The 20,684-nt window shown below is 61.3% G+C and carries 13 protein-coding genes; 8 read left to right on the forward strand and 5 right to left on the reverse strand.

The genetic code is table 11. The features are described from left to right. The first annotated feature begins 54 nt into the window (after window positions 1-54). The 3 genes from NZ585_00530 to mutS are packed head-to-tail and all read left to right on the forward strand — an operon-like array spanning window position 55 to window position 6,860. Entirely contained in the window at window positions 55-2,259 is a 2,205-nt protein-coding gene (locus NZ585_00530) for a S46 family peptidase (GenBank protein ID MCS7078523.1), read from the forward strand. A 28-nt stretch (window positions 2,260-2,287) separates the two neighbouring features. Beyond that, on the forward strand, window positions 2,288-4,153 hold the full coding sequence (locus NZ585_00535) for a hypothetical protein (protein ID MCS7078524.1): 1,866 nt from the start codon (window positions 2,288-2,290) through the stop codon (window positions 4,151-4,153). Beyond that, window positions 4,137-6,860 carry a DNA mismatch repair protein MutS gene (gene mutS, locus NZ585_00540; GenBank protein MCS7078525.1) on the forward strand — a complete coding sequence of 908 codons (2,724 nt, stop codon included), beginning with the start codon at window positions 4,137-4,139 and terminating at the stop codon, window positions 6,858-6,860. The genes NZ585_00535 and mutS overlap by 17 nt, the downstream gene beginning before the upstream one ends. 40 nt (window positions 6,861-6,900) lie before the next feature. Here mutS and mpl read toward each other — a convergent pair whose 3' ends face one another. Genes mpl through dacB form a run of 3 tightly spaced genes read right to left on the reverse strand, consistent with a single transcriptional unit; the run spans window position 6,901 to window position 10,316 of the window. Continuing rightward, window positions 6,901-8,307: a UDP-N-acetylmuramate:L-alanyl-gamma-D-glutamyl-meso-diaminopimelate ligase gene (mpl, locus tag NZ585_00545; protein MCS7078526.1), complete on the reverse strand. Its 1,407-nt coding sequence runs from the start codon at window positions 8,305-8,307 to the stop codon at window positions 6,901-6,903. A 2-nt stretch (window positions 8,308-8,309) separates the two neighbouring features. Beyond that, on the reverse strand, window positions 8,310-8,660 hold the full coding sequence (locus NZ585_00550) for a hypothetical protein (protein ID MCS7078527.1): 351 nt from the start codon (window positions 8,658-8,660) through the stop codon (window positions 8,310-8,312). Window positions 8,661-8,714: 54 nt separating this feature from the next. After that, window positions 8,715-10,316 carry a D-alanyl-D-alanine carboxypeptidase/D-alanyl-D-alanine-endopeptidase gene (gene dacB, locus NZ585_00555; GenBank protein ID MCS7078528.1) on the reverse strand — a complete coding sequence of 534 codons (1,602 nt, stop codon included), beginning with the start codon at window positions 10,314-10,316 and terminating at the stop codon, window positions 8,715-8,717. 228 nt (window positions 10,317-10,544) lie between these two features. Here dacB and chlG point away from each other — a divergent pair, with 228 nt between their 5' ends. The 5 genes from chlG (at window position 10,545) to NZ585_00580 (ending at window position 15,938) form a co-directional block, all read left to right on the forward strand. Continuing rightward, the gene (gene chlG, locus NZ585_00560) at window positions 10,545-11,459 is read left to right on the forward strand and encodes a chlorophyll synthase ChlG (GenBank protein MCS7078529.1); all 915 of its coding nucleotides are present in this window, start codon (window positions 10,545-10,547) and stop codon (window positions 11,457-11,459) included. Window positions 11,460-11,515: 56 nt separating this feature from the next. Then, window positions 11,516-12,703: a TRC40/GET3/ArsA family transport-energizing ATPase gene (locus tag NZ585_00565; protein MCS7078530.1), complete on the forward strand. Its 1,188-nt coding sequence runs from the start codon at window positions 11,516-11,518 to the stop codon at window positions 12,701-12,703. 190 nt (window positions 12,704-12,893) lie between these two features. Further along, window positions 12,894-13,121 carry a hypothetical protein gene (locus NZ585_00570; GenBank protein ID MCS7078531.1) on the forward strand — a complete coding sequence of 76 codons (228 nt, stop codon included), beginning with the start codon at window positions 12,894-12,896 and terminating at the stop codon, window positions 13,119-13,121. A gap of 134 nt (window positions 13,122-13,255) precedes the next feature. After that, window positions 13,256-14,512 (forward strand): hypothetical protein, encoded by a 1,257-nt coding sequence (locus NZ585_00575; GenBank protein MCS7078532.1) that lies wholly within the window; start codon window positions 13,256-13,258, stop codon window positions 14,510-14,512. Between the two features lie 190 nt (window positions 14,513-14,702). Then, window positions 14,703-15,938 (forward strand): 4-hydroxy-3-methylbut-2-enyl diphosphate reductase, encoded by a 1,236-nt coding sequence (locus NZ585_00580; protein ID MCS7078533.1) that lies wholly within the window; start codon window positions 14,703-14,705, stop codon window positions 15,936-15,938. 3 nt (window positions 15,939-15,941) lie between these two features. Here NZ585_00580 and NZ585_00585 read toward each other — a convergent pair whose 3' ends face one another. Continuing rightward, complete coding sequence (locus NZ585_00585; protein MCS7078534.1) at window positions 15,942-18,005, reverse strand: (Fe-S)-binding protein; 2,064 nt, start codon at window positions 18,003-18,005, stop codon at window positions 15,942-15,944. 239 nt (window positions 18,006-18,244) lie between these two features. After that, a complete protein-coding gene (locus tag NZ585_00590; protein ID MCS7078535.1) occupies window positions 18,245-20,629 on the reverse strand; it encodes an LptF/LptG family permease in 2,385 nt (794 codons plus the stop codon). Window positions 20,630-20,684 lie beyond the last annotated feature (55 nt).

The raw sequence follows: 20,684 nt of genomic DNA on the forward strand, positions 1-20,684 counted from the left end.
GTCTGCAGGATGCGATGACACCCAATCCCATGCAACGGAGAACATTTATCGTCCATGTATAGGAAACTACTCGCCGGAAGTCTCGCCTTAGCGCTGTCCTCCGGCTGGCTTTTGACGCCTACGCGGGCGGAGGAAGGCATGTGGCTGCCGGACGCCATCAGCGCTCTGCCGCTCGCCAAGATGCGCGCCAAAGGGTTTGCACTTAAGCCCGAAGACATTTACAACCCGAACGGGCCAAGCCTTAAGGACGCAATTGTGATCATTGACGGCGGGACAGGGGAATTCGTCTCGCCGGAAGGTTTGTTGCTCACCAACCACCACGTCGCCTTCGACGGCATCGCCAGCCTGAGTACGCCGGAAAAGGACTACGTCGCCAACGGCTTCGTCGCCAAAAGCCGCGCCGAGGAACTGCCGACGCCCGGCTACACGGTGCAGGTGCTTGATGTGATGAAGGATGTCACCAAGGAGATGCTCGACGGCGTGACGCCGGACATGTCGGCGACCGACCGCGAAAAACGCCTGAGCGAAAACCGCAAAAAGCTGGTGGACGCCAACACCGCGCCGAATCGTCAGGCGCAGGTCGTCGAGATGAACAGCGGCTTGCAGTACTACCTGTACGTCTATGACGTGTTTCCCGACGTGCGGATGGTTTATGCACCGCCGAAAAACATCGGCTACTACGGCGGCGACCCGGACAACTTCGAGTGGCCTCGTCACTGTGGCGATTTCACCTTCTTTCGCGTTTACGCCGACAAGAACAACCGCCCGGCGGCGTACGCCAAAGACAACGTGCCGTATCGTCCGAAGAAATACCTGACGATTTCGCTGGCCGGCTACAAGGAAGGCGATTTCACGATGGTGATGGGCTATCCGGGCCGGACCAACCGCTACCGCGAAGCCGCGTCGGTTGAAACCAGTGAACGCATCCAGATTCCGCTGCTGATTGATTTCTTCACCGGCCAGATTGCGGCGCTCGAAGAAGCCGCCAAAGCCGACCGGAAGACAGCGCTGGCGCTCGCGTCGCAGATTTTCAGCCTTAGCAACTCGCTCAAAGCCTATCAGGGCGCGCAGCGGACGCTGCGTCGTGTCCAGTTTCTTGAACGACGGCGCAAGGAAGAAGCCGCGCTGGCGCAGTTCATCGCTGGTTCGCCGGCAAACCAGGCCAAGTACGGTGATGTCATTCCAAAACTCACCAAGCTCAATGAGGAGTACCGCCCGTTTGTCCCCACGGATTTTCTGTTGCCCCGCTTGCCGGGCTTCGCGAGTCAAGTCGCCGGCGCTGCGAATCTGGCTGTGACGCGCGCCCTCGAAGCCGAAAAACCGGCGGCGGAACGCAATCCACAAGTTGAGGCGCAGGTCAAGCGCGTCAAAGACACCCTGTCGAACCTTTTCCGCGACCGGAATCCGACGCTTGAACGGCGACGACTTGTCGCCATGTTTGAGCTGGCCGACAAGCAGCCCGCCGGCGCGCGCGTGGCGTTTCTAGACAGGCTGTTTGAAGGCAAAACAGGCGAGGCGCGCGCGGCGGCGCAGGAGGAACTCGCCCGCCGGATTGTGGAATCGCCCTACTATGACACGCCGGGCCGCTTACAGCTGTTATTTGAGCTGTCGGCGTCCCAACTAAGGGCGCTTGATGATCCTGGCGTCAACTTCCTGCTAGCGCTGGCCCCGGAAGCGGAGGCGGCGCGCAAGCGGGTGGAGCGTTTCAACGCCGAGGTGAGCGCGCTTCGGGCGCGCTACATCGAGGCGCGGGCGGCTAGTCGCGGTACTCAACTCATCTATCCGGACGCCAACCGGACGCTACGCTTCACCTACGGCGAGGTCAAAGGCTATACGCCCAAGGACGGCGCAATCTACCGCTACTACACGACGCTCTTTGGGGTTGTTGAAAAGGATCGCGGGGTGGAACCATTTGACGCGCCGCAGGCGGTGATTGACTTGCACCGGCGCAAGGATCACGGCCGCTATTTCGAGCCGCGTTTCGGCGACGTACCTGTGAATTTCCTCTCAACCAATGACATCATTGGTGGGAACTCCGGCAGTCCGATTCTCAATGGACGCGGGGAAATGATCGGCGTCGTCTTCGACGGGAACTTCGAGGGTCTTGGCAATGACTTCCTGTATGACGGCGACGCGCAGCGCACCATCAGCGTGGACATTCGCTACGTGCTGTTTCTGACCGAGAAGATGGCCGGCGCGGATTATCTGTTCAAGGAAATGACCTTCGCCCCGGCGAGCGGTGCCGCGCCGCGTAGGTAAATACAGCACGGAAGTACAGGAGGCTGGCATGAGGAAGCGCATCGTACAGCGTGGCTTATGTTCGTTGGCTCTGCTCATCCTGACCGGCGGACTAGGGCTGGGGCGCGAGCCGGAGCCCCGGGCGGCAACGCGCGAGGCGGCGCGGTCGGCGTTGCGCATCACGGCTGACGACCCACGATTTTTCCCCTTGTCGGCGATTAAGCCGGGACTGGTCGGCGTCGGGCGGACGGTTTTTCAAGGCGACCGGGTTGAAGAGTTCGGCGTCGAAGTGCTTGGCGTTTTGCCTGGTGTGCCGAATCCCAAGCAGTCCTTTGTCGTCGCGCGTCTGACCGGGGCCAACGTCGAGCGGACGCTGGTGTTCGCTGGCATGAGCGGCAGCCCGGTTTTCATTGACGGTAAGCTGGTTGGCGCGGTGTCGGCAGCCTTTGCCTTCGCCAAAGAACCCATTGCGCTCATCATGCCAATTGCCCACATGATTGAAGTCTTCGCCGAAAGCGACCAGCCGCTCGCGGCGCGGCGCAGCGGTCGGTTTGCGCCGGTACTTGTTGACCCGGCGGCTGTGGCGACGATTCCAGCGCTGCGCGATGCGGCGCGCGCCGGCGCGGTCTTTACGCCGATTGCGACGCCGCTGGCTGCAGCCGGCTTTCCGGTGGACGTGTTGACGCCGTTCGCGCCGACCTTTGAGGAGTTGGGCTTTCGCATTGTCAGCGGCGGCGGCGCACCGGCGCAGCCTGCCGCGCTGGGCGTCATTACGCCTGACACCTTGTCGCCCGGACGAACAGTGTCGGTGGATTTGATGCGCGGTGACTTCGGTCTCAGCGCGTCAGGGACGGTGACGTGGCGCGACGGCGACGACATTTTGGCCTTCGGGCATTCGTTTTTCAGTCCTGGAGGCATTGGCGGCGTCATGTTTCCAATGTCGGAAGGTGAGGTCGTCACGGTCATCCCAAATATTGGCAACTCATTCAAGTTGACTGTTCCTAAAGCGCCGGTCGGCGCAATGACGCAGGATCGTTCGGCGGCGATTCGCGGACGGCTGGGGGTGACGGCGCCGATGATTCCGGTGACGGTTGAGGTCAAGAGCGCGTTGGGCGCGGCACGGCGCTATCACTTTGAAATGGTTGAGGACGCTTTTCTGTCGCCGATTCTGGTCAACATCGGCGTGGCGGCAAGCCTGACGGCGACCGAACGCAGCATTGGCGAGACAACGCTGCGCACGGAAGGCCGGATCGAACTTGAGGGAGCGCCGCCGGTACGATTTGCGCGCGCAATTGTCTCCAATTTTAGTCCGGCGACATGGGTTGGTTTCAGTGTCGCACAGCCACTGGCGACGCTGCTCAACAGCGGTTTGGCCAACGGCAAAGTACGCGCCATCCATGTCACAGTGACGGCGCGCGACGCGCGGCTCAACGGCGTTCTAGAGGGTCTGTGGGCCGACCGGCTGCGTGTCCGGCGGGGTGAAAACCTCAACTTGACGTTGCTGGCGCGTGACGCTTCAGGGCGCGATCTTGTCGAGCGGGTGACGGTGACGATTCCCACCGACGCGCAGCCAGGGCCGGCGACGCTGCTGGTTGGCGACGGGCGGGTGATGGACACGATCGATCCCGTCGTGGTCGGTGCAGCGCATACCCTTGGGCAGTTGAGCGCCGCGCTAAACCGGATGCACCGCCCAGATCGGCTTTACGTTCGGCTCTACCGCAGTGAGGCTGGGGCGGTCATTGGCGACGAGGCTATGCCGGCGTTGCCCCCGTCGTACTTGGCGACGGTCGGCAGCGCGCGGGTGAAAACCGACGGGCGGCCGCTGTCAACGCTAACGCTGTTCAAGCAGGAACTTCCGCCCGGTGAGTTTGACGTAACCGGTCGCCAACAACTCGACATTGAAATTCTCCCGTGACCAAGCTTACTTGGCGACTGATCGGCAAGGAGGCAGCGAGTCGGTGTCCACGGCGACAACCCCGATGATGCGCCAGTACTTAGCCATCAAGGCGCAGCATCCCGGTACGCTGTTGTTTTTTCGGCTGGGCGACTTCTACGAAATGTTCTTCGACGACGCCAAAGTGGCGGCGCGCGAACTGGATTTGACGCTCACCGCCCGCCACAAGGATACGGCGCAGCCCGTGCCGATGTGCGGCGTCCCGCACCATGCGGCCGCCGGTTACATTGCGAAACTTGTTGAACGTGGCTACCGCGTCGCCATTTGCGAGCAAACAGAAGAGCCGACCGGCAAGACGAAGTTGGTTGAACGCGCCGTCGTCCGCATTGTGACGCCCGGCACATCTATCGAAGAGCAGCTTCTTCAAGGCGCAGACAATCGCTTTCTGGCGGCGCTGGCGGGGAGCGCGCAGGCGACCGCCGTCGCCCTCCTGGACGCGACGACGGGGGAATTTCTGGTTACGGAAATCCGTTCTGACGGCCACCTCGAAGCAGCGCTCAACCTGTTGGAGCGTTTCGACCCGCGCGAAGTGCTCGCCCCGCAGTCGCTGGGGCCGTTGCTGGCATCGGCGTTTCCACCCGCGCCGTCGCCCGACACTTCCACCGATGACACGCGCGCCCAACCACCCCGCTTTTCCGCCGCACTGACCTTGGCCGAAGACTGGCGGTTTGCGCCGGACACCGGTGCAACGCTGCTCTGCGAGCATTTCGGCGTCCTGTCGTTGGACGGCTTTGGGCTTGAGGGCAAACCTCATGCCATCGGGACGGCGGCGGCCGTTTTGCGTTATCTACGCGAAACGCAGATGACTGATGCGCGTCATGTAGCCGGCGTCAGTTGGTTTGAGACCTCAACGACGCTGGAGTTGGACACGCTGACGCTCAAGAATCTGGAAGTCATCGCGGGCGCGGCCGGCGGCCGGCGCAACGCCCTGCTCGGCGTGCTGGACGACACCGTAACTGGCATGGGCGCGCGTCTGCTCAAGCAATGGTTGCTGCGCCCGTCGCTGGAACTTCCCGTCGTCAACGCCCGCCTTGACGCCGTCGCGGAGCTGCACCAAAACCCAATGCAGCGCGATGGCTTGCGCCAACTGTTACGGCGCATTCAGGATATAGAACGTCTGGTCGGGCGGCTTTCACTCAACATGGCGACGCCGCGCGACGCGGCTGCGCTACGGGAAAGTTGCGCCCATCTGCCAGCGCTCAAGGAGCGGCTGCTCACCTGTACGTCGTCCCTCCTCGTGACGCTTGGCGAGACGTTGGACACCTGCGCCGACCTCCACCAGCGCATCGCCGAAACGCTGGTGGATGCGCCGCCCACCAAACTTGACGACGGTCAGGTGGTGCGTCCGGGTTTCAGTCAAGAACTTGACGAGCTACGCGCAGTGCGTCATGACGCAAGCGGCGCTATCGCCGCCATCGAACAACGCGAACGCGAACGAACCGGCATCGCCTCGCTCAAGGTACGGTTCAACAACGTCTTTGGCTACTACATCGAAGTCACCAAGGCGAATCTCAAATACGTCCCAAGCGACTACGAGCGCAAGCAGACCATCGCCAACGGCGAACGCTACACGACGCCGGAGTTGAAGCGGCTGGAAGCGCAGTTGCGCGACGCCGAAGCGCGGCTTGTCGCGCTTGAAACGCAAATCTTTCAGGAGTTGCGCGCGTTTTTGGTCGAACACGCGGCGCGCTTGCAGGCGGCGGCGCGCATTGTGGCGACGCTTGACGGCGTGGCCGCGCTGGCGGAAGTCGCGGCGCGGCGGCGCTATGTCCGGCCGGAGCTGCACGCCGGTGACGAACTCCTTATTGAGGACGGCCGCCATCCGGTCGTCGAGGCGTACACAACACGCTTCGTCCCCAATGACGTGCGCATGAACAACTCAACCGACCGGCTGCTGATCATCACCGGGCCGAACATGGGCGGGAAGAGCGTCTTCCTGCGGCAGGTTGGTCTGATCGTCCTGATGGCGCATGCCGGGTCGTTCGTCCCTGCACGGCGGGCGCGCATTCCGTTGACGGATCGTATCTTCACGCGCATCGGCGCGTCGGACAACGTCGCGCACGGGCGCTCGACCTTCATGGTGGAGATGACCGAAACGGCGCGCATCCTGAACGCGACGACGCCGCGCAGCCTCGTCCTGCTGGATGAAATCGGACGCGGGACGGCGACCTTCGACGGGCTTTCAATCGCATGGGCGGTGTGCGAGTACCTCCACGATGATGCGCGTCATGCGGCGAAAACGCTCTTTGCCACGCACTATCACGAACTTGTTGACCTGGCGCGAGTCCTGCCCGGCGTCCGCAACGTTCAGTTGGCGGTTTCCGAACAAAATGGCGACATCATTTTCCTGCACCGCGTCATAGAAGGCAGCGCCAACAAGTCGTACGGCATTGAGGTTGGGCGACTCGCCGGGCTGCCGCCGGCGGTCGTGACGCGCGCGCGGGAGATTCTGGCCAACCTTGAAGCCAATGAGCTTGACGTACTGGGCAAGCCGAAGCTGGCCCGACATCTGCCGGCGCGACGCGGCAAGGCGCAGCGCGATCAGCCAACGTTGTTTGAGGCCGCCAATGAAGCCGTTCTTGAGGAACTGCGCGCGCTGGACATTGGCGCGTTGACGCCGGAGACGGCGCTGCTCGTGCTGCGCCGCTTGCAGGAACGGCTGGTGTAGGCCAGCGCAGCGTCTTACAGCCTGCCCAGCCGCCGCGCCATCAACCGGCTTTGGCGCGGAGCGCCGCCAGTAGTTTGTCAGGTAAGCCGCCGAAGCCCCCGTTGGACAACACCGCCACCACCTCGTTCGGCGCTAGGCGTGGCAACAGATACGCCACGATTGCATCCACGCTAGGAACGGCCGCCGCTTCGATGCCGCGCGCCGTCAAGTCGGCGACCAGTTGTTCCGGTGAAAACCGGTCATCGTCGGCCACCTCTTCACGACCAAAAACCGGCGCGACGACCACGCGCCGGGCCGCGTCAAACGCCTCGGCATAGACTGCCTGAAACACTCGCTTGCGCGACGACCACGAACGCGGCTCAAACACCGCCGTTAGCGGTCGCCCCCGAAAACGCCGCGCCAGCGCCGTAAGCGTTTCCCGTACCGCCGTGGGATGATGAGCGAAGTCGTCAATGACGGCGACGCCGCCAACCTCGCCCCGCAGTTGCATCCGGCGCTTAACGGCCCGAAACGTCGCCAGCCCTTTGACGATTCGCTCCGGCGCGACGCCCCAGAACGTCGCCGCCGCGATGACCGCCAGCGCGTTGCGGACGTTGAAATCGCCAAAAGTCGGCAGTTCAAACGTTCCAAATGGTTCGCCGCGCCGCGTCACGCTGAACCGCATGCCGGTCGCTGTGTAAGCCACATCATGCGCCCGCCAAACGGCGTCGGGCGCATCAAGCGCAAAGCTCTCCAGCGGCGCAAATGAGCGGGAAACTACCTCGCGGGCATGCGGCGAATCAATTCCTACGACGCACGCGCCGGTACGTGGCAGCAGGTTGACAAAGCGCCGAAACGCCAGCTTGACCGCTTCCAGATTTGGATAAATGTCTGCGTGGTCGTACTCGACGTTGTTGACGACGCCAATTTCCGGCAGGTAGTGCATGAACTTCGGCCCCTTGTCGAAGTAGGCCGTGTCGTATTCATCGCCTTCCAGCACCACGTAGTCGCTGTCCGTCACGCGAAAGCTTGCTCCGAAGTTTTCGGCGACGCCGCCCACCAGAAATGTCGGCTCAAGACCGCCGATGGTCAGCACATGCGCCGCCAGCGCCGTCGTCGTCGTCTTGCCGTGCGTTCCGGTCACAACCAATACCCGCTTGCCCCACAAAAATTCCTGCTTGAGCACCTCCGGCAGCGAGGCATAACGCCAGCGCCGTTCCAGAACGTACTCAACTTCCGGATTGCCGCGTCGAATGGCGTTCCCGACGACGACCACATCCGGCTTGCGCACCAGATTCGCCGGGTCGTAGCCCAACGCCACTGGTATGCCCAACCGCGCCAGTTCGTCCGACATCGGTGGGTACACGTTGGCGTCCGAACCGGTCACTTCGTGGCCGCGCGCCAACAACATCCCAGCAAGCGAGGCCATCGCTGTTCCACAGATACCAATGAGATGATAGTGGGCCATAGTCAGGGTTGGTCGCCGCCGGGCGCGTCAGTTAGCGCGCGCGTCAGAGCGTCAAGTCTGCGCCAATCACGGTCAGCCAGCCGTACCTCCGTCGCCTGCCAGCCTTGCGCTGTGCGGGTGAACTTGAACGTCGCCTCAATCTGGGCTTCAACAATGGCGTCGCTTGGCGAAAAGCCGGGCAAGATGCGCCGGATACGAATGTAACTGCGGTCATAACGGCCGCCGAGCGCCCGTTGCAGCGCCTGCTGCGCCGTCCGTGCCGAAAGCGACTGCCCGGCCGCCAAACCCAGCGCAAAAGCAGTCGCGCCACAACCCAGACCAACAACGATCAGTAGCGCCGTTATCCTCGGCATAGCGATCATTATTCCTTTTCTATGCTTTGCATCGACCGTGACGCTCTGGGCTTGTCATTGGTCGGCAGCGCTGGTGTATTCAGCCATCGCCCTGCCGAGGTCGTCGCCAGCGGTGACGCCAGCCATCTGCGCCGTGTTGAGGTGATTTGACATAAAACTAAACACCAGTACCCGGCCGTCAGCAGCAACGACGTAGCCGGCCAGCGCGCTCACGTCATCCAGCGTACCGGTCTTAGCGCGCAGGTTGTCGGCGGCGCGCGTGCCCTTCATCCGGTTGCGCAATGTGCCATCCTTGCCGGCAATCGGCAGCGAGTCGTAGAAAACATCCCACGTCGGATGCTTGCGCATGTAACGCAGGAGCGTCGTTAGCGCCGTCGGAGTGAGATTGTCGAGGCGCGACAGGCCTGAACCGTCGCGGATTTTCAGTTCGGCGACCGGCGCACCGATCCGCCGCATAAAGTCAGCGATGACTTCACAACCGGCCGCATCGGCATCTTGATTGGCCGAGCCGCGCGCCTTACCTAGATGCCGTAAGAGCAGCTCGGCGAAGAGATTCGAGCTGATTTTGTTGGTCGTCCGCACCCACACCGCCAGCGGCGGTGATTCAATGCAGGCGATTTCCTTGAGCTTTTCCAGCTCAAGGGGCTGCCGCTGGCGCAGGTTGGCGTCGGCGCGCCGCACCCCACCCCGTACCACAATTCCGCGCCGCCTCAGCATGTCCCGAAACAAATGTGCCGCAAACCGCGCCGGATCATGCACGGCGACGCCCAACTCGCGCCCGCCGTTGGCGGGAAGCCGCCCATAAAGCTCGATTTCGTTGTCCGCTAAGCCGCGATGCAGTCCGAAGGTGTCGGCATCCTTGCTGGCCGCCGTCGTCGCGCCGTTGCGCAGCGTCACATAGTCCGTCACTGGGGTGAACGTCGCCTGAACGAGTTCGCCGGGGCGCGTCGGCTTGACGGTCAACGTTACATGGTTATCAGCGACGGAAAGGGCGCTCACTTCCGCGCCGTAGTACCACTGGAGGTCGTCCCACCCCCAGCCGTCGCCCAGCGGCGCAGCGCGAAAGTAGCTTTCATCGCCGACAATATCGCCGGTAATTTCCTTGACGCCCGCCGCCGCCACCTGGTCAGCCAAGTTCTCTAACGGCGTCAGGCGTAGGTCATTCTTGTCGGGATTGAAGCGGGCGGAAATCGTCGGGTCGCCGCGCCCGAAGAGGATCAAATCGCCGGCGACGACGCCATTGGCGTCCGGTGCGGGGACATACACCGAGGTGCGGACGCGAAAATCCGGCCCCAGCACGTCTAGCGCCGCCGCCGTCGTCAGCAGTTTCATATTTGACGCTGGCAGAAATCGCTTGTCGCCGCCGACATCAGCCAACACTGCGCCGGTTTCGGCGTCTTCAATCCGAATCCCAATGCGCGCGCCCTGCAGGGCTGGACGCGCCGCCAACTGTTCCGCAAAAGCTTGCAGCGCCGACTTCGGCGCCGGCGGCGCGTCTGGTCTTGACGCGGACGGCGACGAGGCGGGAACAGCCGCCGGACGCTGTGCGCCGACTGAAGGAACAACGACGAAAAGGCTAGCGCCGAGCGTCGCCGCCGCCAGAAGCGCACAGGCCGTCCTGAGCCAAGCCGCCGCTGTCACCGTACGCTGTTGCATGAGCTGCTGAAGGTCGTCACCGGGCTTTTCCCATCTTGTTATGCCCCGTGTTGTTATGCCCCGTGCGGCAGCCAACGTTACCATGCCGGATGAAAGCCTTTCGACAGTAAAAGTTTCCATTGCGCCGAACCCTGCCATGAGCGAAGTTGGAAGGGAAACGTCCCGTTGACCCAACGATTCCCCGTGGAACCGGCCTTGTCTCACTCAACGAACCGGCCGCCGACGCCAATGGCTAATCAGTACGCATCGCAGATTTGCCCCGCTCCATTGACCCTTTCACGGGCCGATTTCTGGCGCGCGGTTCTTGAACTTATGAAGCCGCTTACGTGGTTTGCGCCGATGTGGGCATTTCTGTGCGGAGCGGTGAGCAGCGGCGCAGCCCCAACTGGGGAGTTTCTTTGGAAGCTCTTTCTGGGCGCAATCTTGGCCGGGCCGCTGATGTGTTCGATGTCGCAGGTGATGAACGATTACTGCGACCGCGAAGTGGATCGTTTGAACGAACCGCAGCGTCCGATTCCATCGGGACGCATCACGGAAACGCAGGGTTTGTGGCTGTGTACGCTGCTAACGGTCGCCTCCTTTGGCATGGCGTGGGTGGTCGGCGCATGGCCGGTGCTGGCGATTACTATCGCCGCCTTTGTGATGTCGCTGCTGTACAGCGCCCCGCCTGTCCGCGGTAAACGCAATGGGTGGTTCGGCAATGCGCTGGTGAGTTTCGCCTATGAGGGCGTGGCGTGGGCGACGGGTTGCCTAGCGGTCTCCGGGGCGTTCCCGCCCGCCAGCGTCGTCGGCGCAGTGCTCTACAGCATTGGCGCGCACGGAATTATGACGCTCAATGACTTCAAGAGCGTGCCCGGCGATACGGCGCTAGGCATCCGTTCGGTGCCGGTGCAGCTTGGCATTCCACGGGCGGCGCGGGTGGCTTGCCACATCATGAACCTGCCGCAACTGGCCTGCGTCGGCGTCTTGGTGTGGTACGGCGCATGGCTTTGGGCAGGCGTGCTGTTTGGGCTACTTGTCGCCCAACTGCCCTTGCAAGTGAAGCTCGTGCGCGACCCTGAAGCGCGCGCGCCGTGGTACAACGCAACCGGTACGACGCTCTACGTCTTGGGCATGATGGCTTACGCCATCGCCATTCGCTGACCCCCTTCTGAGGGTTGAGGCTTGACGAGTTTGTACGCGACGAGAAGACGGAACGTATGAGAATCATCATCTACACCGGCAAAGGCGGGGTTGGAAAAACCAGTGTTGCGGCGGCGACGGCGTTGCTGGCCGCCGAGCGTGGTTTGCGGACGCTGGTGATGAGCACCGACCCAGCCCACAGTCTGTCAGACTCGCTGGACGTGCCGCTGGGGCCAGAGCCGGTGCGAGTCGCCGACCGGCTAGACGCCTTGGAAACAAATGTTTACCGAGACCTTGAAGAAAACTGGGGTCTCGTACGGGCGCACTTTGCTGAAATTCTCGCCAGTCAGGGCGTGGATGGCGTTCTAGCAGATGAATCTGCGATCCTGCCCGGCATGGAAGAACTGTTTAGTCTGACGCGGATTCGCAAGTACCGGGAAAGCGGCGAGTATGACCTCCTTGTGGTGGATGCCGCACCGACCGGCGAGACACTGCGGCTGCTTTCCATGCCTCAGACCATGAACTGGCTGATGCGCTTAGTGCGCGGGCTGGAGGCGTCGCTGGTGCGTCCAATCGTCCGCCCCTTAGCCAACGCCACGCCGGGGTTACGCAAGTACATGGCGTCGGAAGCGGTGTTTTTAGAAGTTGACCGAATGTTTCGCAATCTGGAGGTCATGCACGACATCCTGTGCGACGGATCGACGACCACCGTTCGCTTGGTGATGAACGCCGAGAAAATGGCGATCAAAGAGTCCAAGCGGGCGCTGACGTACCTGAATCTTTACGGCTTGCTTTCGGACGCGATTGTAGTGAACCGCCTGTTGCCGGTGCATGAAAACAGTGGGTTTTTGGAAGGGTGGAAGGCGGTGCAACAGCGGTATCTGGCGGAAATTGAGGACTCGTTCCAGCCGTTGCCAATTTTGCGCGCGCCGATGTACGCTTCGGAAGTTGTCGGAATGGACCGGCTGCGGGTGCTGGCGCGCGACCTGTTCGGTGACAGCGATCCGGCGGCGCGGCTCTACGGCGAGCGTCCCTTTGAAATGTGTAAATCGGAGCATGACTGCCGGATTCGTATTCGGCTGCCGTTTCTGGAGCCGGACCGGCTTGAAACGTGGATCGCCGGTGATGAACTAGTCATCCAGATCGGCAACCAGCGGCGTATGGTTGGGCTGCCAACCTCAATGATTGGTTTGGAGCCAACGCATGCCGAGTACCAGAACGAATGGTTGAGTATTTGTTTTGAAGCTCCGGTCGGCGTTGGCTGAAGCGCCGCCCAAGAGGTTGTCGCGCCGGACATCGTTACGCAATAGGCGGGCAGGGTAAGCAAACGCGCCTGCCGTTGCGTTTTGTGCGCTGCTTGAGCGCCCTGCATGAAACGGTCGCCGGCGAACACCTAAGTTGGCGTCCCCAAAGTTCAGCTCACTTCCTCTCCATCACTGCGGAGGACTTGTCACTATGGGTCAGTTCAAAAAAGTCGTGGACTCTATCGTCGAAATCGGCGAGATCAATCTTGAGGGCCACATCAACCTCGTCGGCGACATTTACCGCGCCATTGCCTACAACTTTGACCGCATTCAGGGACGCATGTTCGACAACCTGTATGACGGCGGCGGCGCACGGCGCAGCATGGGCGCTGTGCCGGCGGGGAAAACCACCGCTTCGCGCTTCACGGCGGAAGGCTAGCGGCGGATTGGGAAGTTCGGCGTCTGAAGCGCAGCGTTGGCTGTGTGCGCATCGGTCGGACTTCCCACCCTGTGCTTGGGCAAGAGCAAGGTTCATCCACGCCTCGTTTTGGGGCGGTGTGAGGAGGGACGACAATGGTCAACGTCGCATGGGAGTTGCCTGTCCCTTACATCGGCAAAAACGTCGAACGCAAGCACGTCGAAGAGTTCTTCCGGTACCACCGTGAACCCGACGAGGTCGTGATTGCGGTCTTTGATGGGATTATTTTCGACGGCGACGGCAAGCGGGTCGGCGGGCTTACCCTACACGATTACGTGATCTTGACCGACCGGCATTTCATCCTCTGGGCGCGCGGCCTGCAGTCTGATGTCCTTGACCGGCTGGATTACCGTGGCGTCCGCTTGGATGCCAAGCAGGCTGACACCTTACATGGCGAACTGGCGCTTGAATTCACGCCACCGGCGGTCTCAAAACCGTTGACGGCGCGGGTGGATTTGCTGCCGATTATGGATCTGCCAGCGCTGGACGAGCTGTTTTCACTGACCAAGGCGGTGGTTGTCTGGGACGCCGAACGTTCGGCCGGACAAGCCGCCGCTTCCGACGCCGCCCTGACAGACGGTGTGGTGCCAAGCGACGTATCCGCCAAAGTGGAGCGGATTCGGACCATCGTGCAGGAATCGCTCGCCAAGCGCGGCGTCGCCTTCAAAGCGCCGGCTACTGTAGGGCGTCCACCGGCACCGCGTGAGCCAGCGTCTCGGGAGCCATCGCTGGAATCCCCCTTTGGTACGGGTCGGCCGGTTTCCAACGCCAGTTACGCTGTCTATCGGGTCGCGCAGGCGGCGAAGGACGCTGTGAGCAGCCTGCCGACCGACATCGGCAAAACTCTCGGCCTGGATGAAACCCTTTCAAAGCTGGTGGACCGGATTCCCAAAGTTGAGGACATCAGCCAGATTACCGCGCTGATTGAGGCGCTCAACAAGTTGTTGATTACGGTGAGCGAGAATCCGGCGGCGCGGGCGTTTCTGCTCCAGGCGATTGATCGCATGGTGGAGCAGGGAAGTCCACTCAAGCAGTTGTTAGCTTTCATTCAAAACACCGGAAAATCGGCGGCCCAGCCGACTCCGACTGCTCAAGCGTCGCCGCCGGCGGCTGCGCCGTCTGAAGCGCCAAGCGCCGCAACTGCGTCAAACGGTGCAGCAAAAACAGTCGCTGGCCCACGGCGCACCGCCGTCAAGGTGAGCTTCGCCAAAGAAGGCGTTGCTGCGCCGGTTGCAGAGCGACGTGCAGAGCCTGCGCCGCAACCGCCGTTGTCCATTGAGTATGGGCGGAAAACGCCGACAGAAGCTACGCCGGAGGAGTCGGTGAACGCCATAGCAAACGCCGCCCTGTAAGGCTTGCAAAGCCCATCTCGCCGCTCAGCGCAAAGGCGGCTGACGGCCGCTTAGAGTGCGGACGCCGTCCGTCATTTCCGCTTGGCGGTTGGTGAGACAGACCGTTAGATTGCGTATGACGTCGTGACCGCTGGGTGCGATCGCGTCGGTCCTGCCCCCAAGCCATCTTGCAGGGCGAGGATGTTCGGCAATGGCAAGTCAAGTCGCGGTCACGCCGTCCGAAATCGTCCCGGCGCGGGCGCGCCTGCCCGTTCAAGCCGCGACGCGCGCTGCTGTAGCGCGGGACTTCGGCAGTCCCATCATCGAAGCCATTCGCCGGCAGGGCTACTGGTATCGGGTTGGACGGCTCACCTTCCGCTTAGCGCGTGAGTTTGGTTTCTGCTACGGCGTGGACGATGCGCTTGATCTGGCCTACGAAGCGCGTCGCCGGTTCAACCACCAGACGATTTACCTGACTGGGGAAATCATTCACAACCCAGTGGTCAACAACCGGCTCACCGCCCTCGGTGTCCGCCCACTGGATGACTTGGCGCAGGTCACGCCGCGAGATGTGGTCATCATTCCGGCTTTTGGACTACCGGTCTCTGATTTGGCGCGCCTGCGTGAAACCGGCTGTACGGTAATTGACACAACCTGTGGTTCGGTTGTTCACGTCTGGAAGCGCGTTGAGCGCTATGCCCGCGATGGCTTCACGACCATCATTCACGGCAAGCACGATCACGAGGAAACAACGGCCACCCGTTCTCACATATTAGCTGTACCGGGCGGACGGTATGTTGTGGTGCGCAATCTTGAGGAGGCGGAACTCGTGGCGGAAGTCATCGCCGGCACGCAGCCAGCAGCGACTTTGCAGAACTTCTTCGTACGAGCGGCCTCGCCGGGTTTTGATCCGGCGCGCGACCTTGAAAGAATTGGCCTTGCCAATCAGACCACCATGCTGGCGAGCGAGTCGCTAGCAATCGCTGAACGCCTGCGCGCCGCCATTGTCGCGCGGTATGGCGAAGACGAAGCCCCTTTCCGTTTTCGGTCGTTTGACACTATTTGCAGCGCTACGCAAGTCCGACAAGACGCGGTGGCCGAGTTGCTCGCTTTCCCGCCTGACCTGATGTTTGTCGTGGGCGGCTACAACAGCAGCAACACCGGCCACCTCTGCGAGATGGCTTCCGCCGTCTGTCCGACTTACCACATCGCTGCGCCCGACTGCATTATGTCAGCCGAGGTTATTCGCCACAAACCGGCCTTCTGCGGTAGGGAAATCCAATCCCGCAACTGGCTGCCGCCGGGCGAGCTGACGATTGGGCTGACATCCGGGGCATCTACGCCGGATCGGTCGTTGGGCGAGGTCGTTTTGCGACTGGTTGAAGTCGCCGGTGAGACCCCGCCCAGCGATTGGGCGGCGCGTGGAGCGTTCGAGACGGGTGGTTGACGCTCAGACCCGCTTGTCGCCGCCCGTCGCCTGATCAAGCAGTTCGGCGATGTCAAACACCTTCACCCGCTCTTCGTTGTGCGCCTTGAGGCCGTCGGTCAGCATCGTCATGCAGAACGGGCATGCCGCCGCGACGACATCCGGCTTGGTTTCCAGCGCCTGACGCGCGCGTTCGACATTGACCCGCTCACCGGCTTCCTCCATCCACATCCGCGCCCCGCCTGCGCCGCAGCACATGCCCCTGTCGCGGGAGCGCTCCATTTCGGTCAACTTCGCCCCGATTTGCACCAGAACCTGCCGCGGTTCTTCATAGACGTTGTTTGAACGCCCCAGATAACACGAATCGTGATAGACCGCCGTCGCCTCAATCTTCTGTGTCGGCGTAATGCGGCCTTCGGCGACCAGCTTCGACAAATACTGGCTGTGGTGCATGACCTCGAACGTCCCGCCGAACTGCGACCACTCGTTTTTGATGGCGTTGAAGCAGTGCGGGCAGGAGGTCAGAACCGTCTTGAAACGCGACTTGTAGCTGTTGAGCGTTTCAACATTTTCCTGAATGAGCATTTGCGCCAAGTATTCATTGCCGGCGCGCCGCGCTGGATCACCAGTGCATTTTTCCTGCTTGCCGAGAATCGCAAATGAAACGCCGGCTTTTTTGAGCAACCGCGCGACGGACTGCACCACCTTGCGGTAGCGGTCGTCATATGAGCCAGCGCAGCCGACCCAGAACAACACTTCGACGTTTTTCTGGTCGGCCTCGATCATAGACATGAGCGGAATATCCAGCCCGTCGGCCCAGTCGGCGCGGCCGTCGTGACTGAACGCCCACGGCGAGTATTTGTTCTCAAGATTCGTAAACAGCGTGTTCAGTTCACTGGGGAAATCCGCTTCCTGCAAAACGAGGTAGCGCCGCATGTCCACAATCGTCGGAACGTGCTCAATGCTGACCGGACACTCCTGCATACAGGCCTGACAGGTTGTGCAGGCCCAGAGTTCTTCCGGGGTGATGAAGCCCTCGCCGACGATTTTGCGCGTCAGAACCTCTTTGACATTTTCCGGCAGTTCGCTCTGACCGTTGCCGTTCGCCGCCACGCCTTTCGTAAAAGCACCAAGTTTGCCGACGGTGAGTTCGCCTTTTTCCTCAATACGGCGGCGCAAGTCCATCATGATCTTGCGCGGCGACAGCGGTTTGCCGGTGTTGTTGGCCGGGCAGACCGCCGTACAGCGTCCGCACTCAGTGCAGGTGTAACTGTCAAACAACTGTTTCCAAGTGAAATGCTCCACATCAGAAGCGCCAAAGGTTTCTACGTCCTCCGCTTCAAGGTCCATTTTGGGCAGGACGCCGGACGACTGATGCGAGGCAAAGAACACATTCGGCAACGAGGCGATGACGTGCAGGTGTTTCGAGAACGGCAGGTAGTTCAGGAAGACAAGCAATACAACGGCGTGCGTCCACCACGCCGCCTCGAAAAGCAACTCGTTTTGGTTGCCGCCCAAATAGAAACCGACAACATCTGAGATGGGACGATTCCCGAAAATGACACTGTTTGTCGCCGGGTGTGTACCGTTGGCGACAAACATCGTGACCATTAGCGCGATGATCATCAACAGGATGATGGTGGCGTCCAGGCGGCTGGCGGGTTTCATTTCCGCGCCGGAGAAGCGTTTGGGTTTGGTGACGTAGCGGCGGAAAAGAAACGTCAGAGAAGCCGCCAGCACGAGCACGCCGAAGATGTCCTGTAGGAACGTCAACACCCCATAGCCCGGCAGAAAGTACAGTGATGCGCGTGGGTGAAAGCCTTCAAGAACGACTTCCAGTGAAGCAAGCGTCAGGATGCAGAACCCCCAAAACACGGTGACATGGAGCGCGCCGGCCCACCACTGACGCATGATCTTCGTCTGAGCGAATCCAACCACGAGTAGGTTCCAGAACCGGCGCGGCAGGTTGTCGAAGCGGTTTTCCGGCTTCCCAACGCGGATGTACTCAATCAGCCGCCAGGCGTTGAATAGGAAATAGGCGACGGAGGCGAAAAAGAACACAATGAAGATGATGTTTTTGGCGGTCATAGGGCGAACACGCGACTCCCCGCAATGAATGACGGCTCATTCAGTCCGACCGTCGTACCCAAGACGACAAAGCGCATGGTGCGTACAAAACGGCGTGGGCGGGGGTGGAAAGTGGAGTACGGCTGTGTCGTTTGTCGCTTCAGCCGATGGAGCGTACTCAGCCTAACACTTCACGATAACGTTTGTCTTGTCGAACTTCTGGAAACCTTCCGAAAACCCTCGTCGCGCCGCCGGGCGTATCAGGTTTTCGCCGACAGTAGAAGGTAAAGTCCGCCGCTTCCAAAGAGGAGATTCGGCCCCCACGCCGCCCAAAACGCCGGCAACAGACGATAATGGCCGAGTTGCTCAAACAAGCCCACCGTTCCCCAAAACAGCACCGCCAAGCCGACGCCGACGGCGACACCTACCATCGCCCCGCGTTTGCCGACTGTCAGCGCGAACGGGATGCCTACCAACACCATCACAAAGCACGCCAGCGGTGCGGCGATTTTGGTTTGAACGGCGCGCTCAAGGTTTTCGACATCCAACCCCTGCGCTGTCAGTTCAGCGATCTGCTGTCGGAGTTGGACAACGCTCATTTTGGTAATGTCGGTCGTACTTTGTTTGAAGTAATCCGGCGTTTCGCTCAGTTTGAGGCGCATTTCCTGAATCGGCCGGCGGCTGGTCGCCAAGCCATCGGCGGAGAAGGTACGCCGCCAGCCGTTGGTTAGCACCCATTCCTCCGTCATAGGGTCCCAGCGGGCCTTGGCAGCATAGGTGCGCGACAGCAGCATCGCCGTTGTCGGATGCAGTTCATAAATGCTGAAGCTTGCGAACTCGTTCCGGTCGGTGTCGAAGATGGCAAAGTTGAAGATACGATGGTCGCGGCCGCGAAACCACTTCCGGTTTTTTTGGTGAAACGTCTGCGGCGGCAGCGTCCCGCCGCGAATCTGGTAGCGCAGGTAGTCCTGCCGCTGAATGGAGGCCGGTAAGACAAGTTCCTGCGTGGTCGCCATGGTCGCAGCCGCCAAAGCCGCCCCAAGCGCCAGCGGAACGGACAGGCGATAGAGGCTCTGTCCGCTGGCGTACAGCACCACAAGCTGCGAAGTGCGCGCCAGCAACCCAAATGTCACCAGCGTCGCCACCAACACTGCAAAGGGCGTCATGTAGTTCACAACCTGCGGCGTTAGAAACAGCAGGTAGCCAACGACAACCCCAAGGCCAATGCGGTTTTGTACAATCGAGTTGATCAACTCAAACAGTGTGAAGACATGAAAAACGCCGACCAACCCAAACAACACGAGTAAGAAGTAATGAACGGCGTCGCGGAAAATCAGGCCGTCAAGGATGCGTGGAAACCCAAGGCGTCGGCGAGGCGACGCCACCGAGACGGTAGCCGGCCGAGTCAGCGAGGTCGGCTCGCTGCCCGCCGCCAAACGGCGTAGATGTTGGGCCAGACGCCGTAGCCGGTTCCAGCCGCACCAAAACCAACCCCGGTTGAGGCGCTGTGCCGCCCACGCGCCAAACCCACTGAGCAGCCCGACCGCCAGCCCCAGAAACAGAAGGTTCGGAAGCCAGACGGCAAGCATAACCGGCGCGGCCCCGCTCCGGGCGGAGCGTTCCCCGCCCAGCAGCAGCAGATAAAAGACCATCGCCAAGATCATCCCGACAAACAGGCCGCCTGACCGCCCACTACGTAGTTTCCTAACGCCCAAGACGACGCCGAACAGGGCGAAAATCAAGCAGGCCGCAGGCAGGGCAATGCGCTTGTGAATTTCCGTAGCGGCGGCGCGCGCTTGCGCCGCATCCGCCGGCTTGAAGGCCCACAGCGCCGGAAAGGTCAACAGTTCCGGTCCTGGCGGCCGCGCTTGCAGGTCCGAACCCGCCTCGTCGCCCCTGCCAAGCGAAAAGCTCGCCGTCAGTTGACCGGAAGCGTTCATAAAGTAGCTTGCATCATCATCCGGTTGCCGCGCTTCTTGGCTGTACACACGGGCCTTCTCCAAGCGCAGCTCACTGTCCTGCAACGTCTTCCCGACGACCAACCGGCCGGATTCCGCCGAGTAGATTTTAGGCTCTTGGTTCGGCCGATCCGCCGCCTCAGCAATAAAAATCCGTCGCCAACCGCCTTCGCCGTCGCTGCGGTCAACGTAGAGAATCTTGCCGGGCAAATCTTCCGTAAAAGCGCCGGGCTTGATGTAGGTTTCAATACTGCGCAGCAGCAGCTCTGAGCGGGTCTTCTTGAGTTGGTTGAGTGAATTGACGGCGACCGGTAGTAGATAAAACGTGTTGTAGCCAGTGACGACCGTCACGACGGCGCCGACCAACAGCGCGGGGCGCAGCAGAGCCCAAGGGCCAGCCCCACCGGCTTGCAGCGCCACAATTTCGCTGTCTCCCGAAAGTCGCCCCATCGCCATCATGACGCCAATCAAAAAGGCGATGGGCAAGGTAAAGATCACGATGCCGGGCAGAAGCGAGAAAACCAAGACAATTAGCGGCGCACTCGATAGACCACGCCGGCCAAACACCACAAAGAGTTCTGAAAAACGCCCGGCCTCGTGGACGAAAATCACCGCCGTCAGGAGAAAGAAGACGGTGGCGGTGTACGGGATGATTTCGCGGATAAGGTAACGATCAAACAGTCGCATCAGGCTAGCCCGTCAAACACTAGCGGTACTAGGGCGCGTCTCGGCGCGCCTCTCA

The organism is Chloracidobacterium sp. (assembly GCA_025057975.1).
In the GTDB taxonomy this organism is placed as follows: Bacteria; Acidobacteriota; Blastocatellia; order Chloracidobacteriales; family Chloracidobacteriaceae; genus Chloracidobacterium.

Excerpts from the sequence above, each read along its gene's own strand:
- NZ585_00530 (MCS7078523.1), top strand. The coding sequence starts at position 55 with ATGTATAGGAAACTACTCGCCGGAAGTCTCGCCTTAGCGCTGTCCTCC.
- NZ585_00535 (MCS7078524.1), top strand. The coding sequence starts at position 2,288 with ATGAGGAAGCGCATCGTACAGCGTGGCTTATGTTCGTTGGCTCTGCTC.
- mpl (MCS7078526.1), bottom strand. The coding sequence starts at position 8,307 with ATGGCCCACTATCATCTCATTGGTATCTGTGGAACAGCGATGGCCTCG.
- NZ585_00550 (MCS7078527.1), bottom strand. The coding sequence starts at position 8,660 with ATGCCGAGGATAACGGCGCTACTGATCGTTGTTGGTCTGGGTTGTGGC.
- dacB (MCS7078528.1), bottom strand. The coding sequence starts at position 10,316 with ATGCAACAGCGTACGGTGACAGCGGCGGCTTGGCTCAGGACGGCCTGT.
- chlG (MCS7078529.1), top strand. The coding sequence starts at position 10,545 with ATGGCTAATCAGTACGCATCGCAGATTTGCCCCGCTCCATTGACCCTT.
- NZ585_00565 (MCS7078530.1), top strand. The coding sequence starts at position 11,516 with ATGAGAATCATCATCTACACCGGCAAAGGCGGGGTTGGAAAAACCAGT.
- NZ585_00570 (MCS7078531.1), top strand. The coding sequence starts at position 12,894 with ATGGGTCAGTTCAAAAAAGTCGTGGACTCTATCGTCGAAATCGGCGAG.
- NZ585_00575 (MCS7078532.1), top strand. The coding sequence starts at position 13,256 with ATGGTCAACGTCGCATGGGAGTTGCCTGTCCCTTACATCGGCAAAAAC.
- NZ585_00580 (MCS7078533.1), top strand. The coding sequence starts at position 14,703 with ATGGCAAGTCAAGTCGCGGTCACGCCGTCCGAAATCGTCCCGGCGCGG.
- NZ585_00585 (MCS7078534.1), bottom strand. The coding sequence starts at position 18,005 with ATGACCGCCAAAAACATCATCTTCATTGTGTTCTTTTTCGCCTCCGTC.
- NZ585_00590 (MCS7078535.1), bottom strand. The coding sequence starts at position 20,629 with ATGCGACTGTTTGATCGTTACCTTATCCGCGAAATCATCCCGTACACC.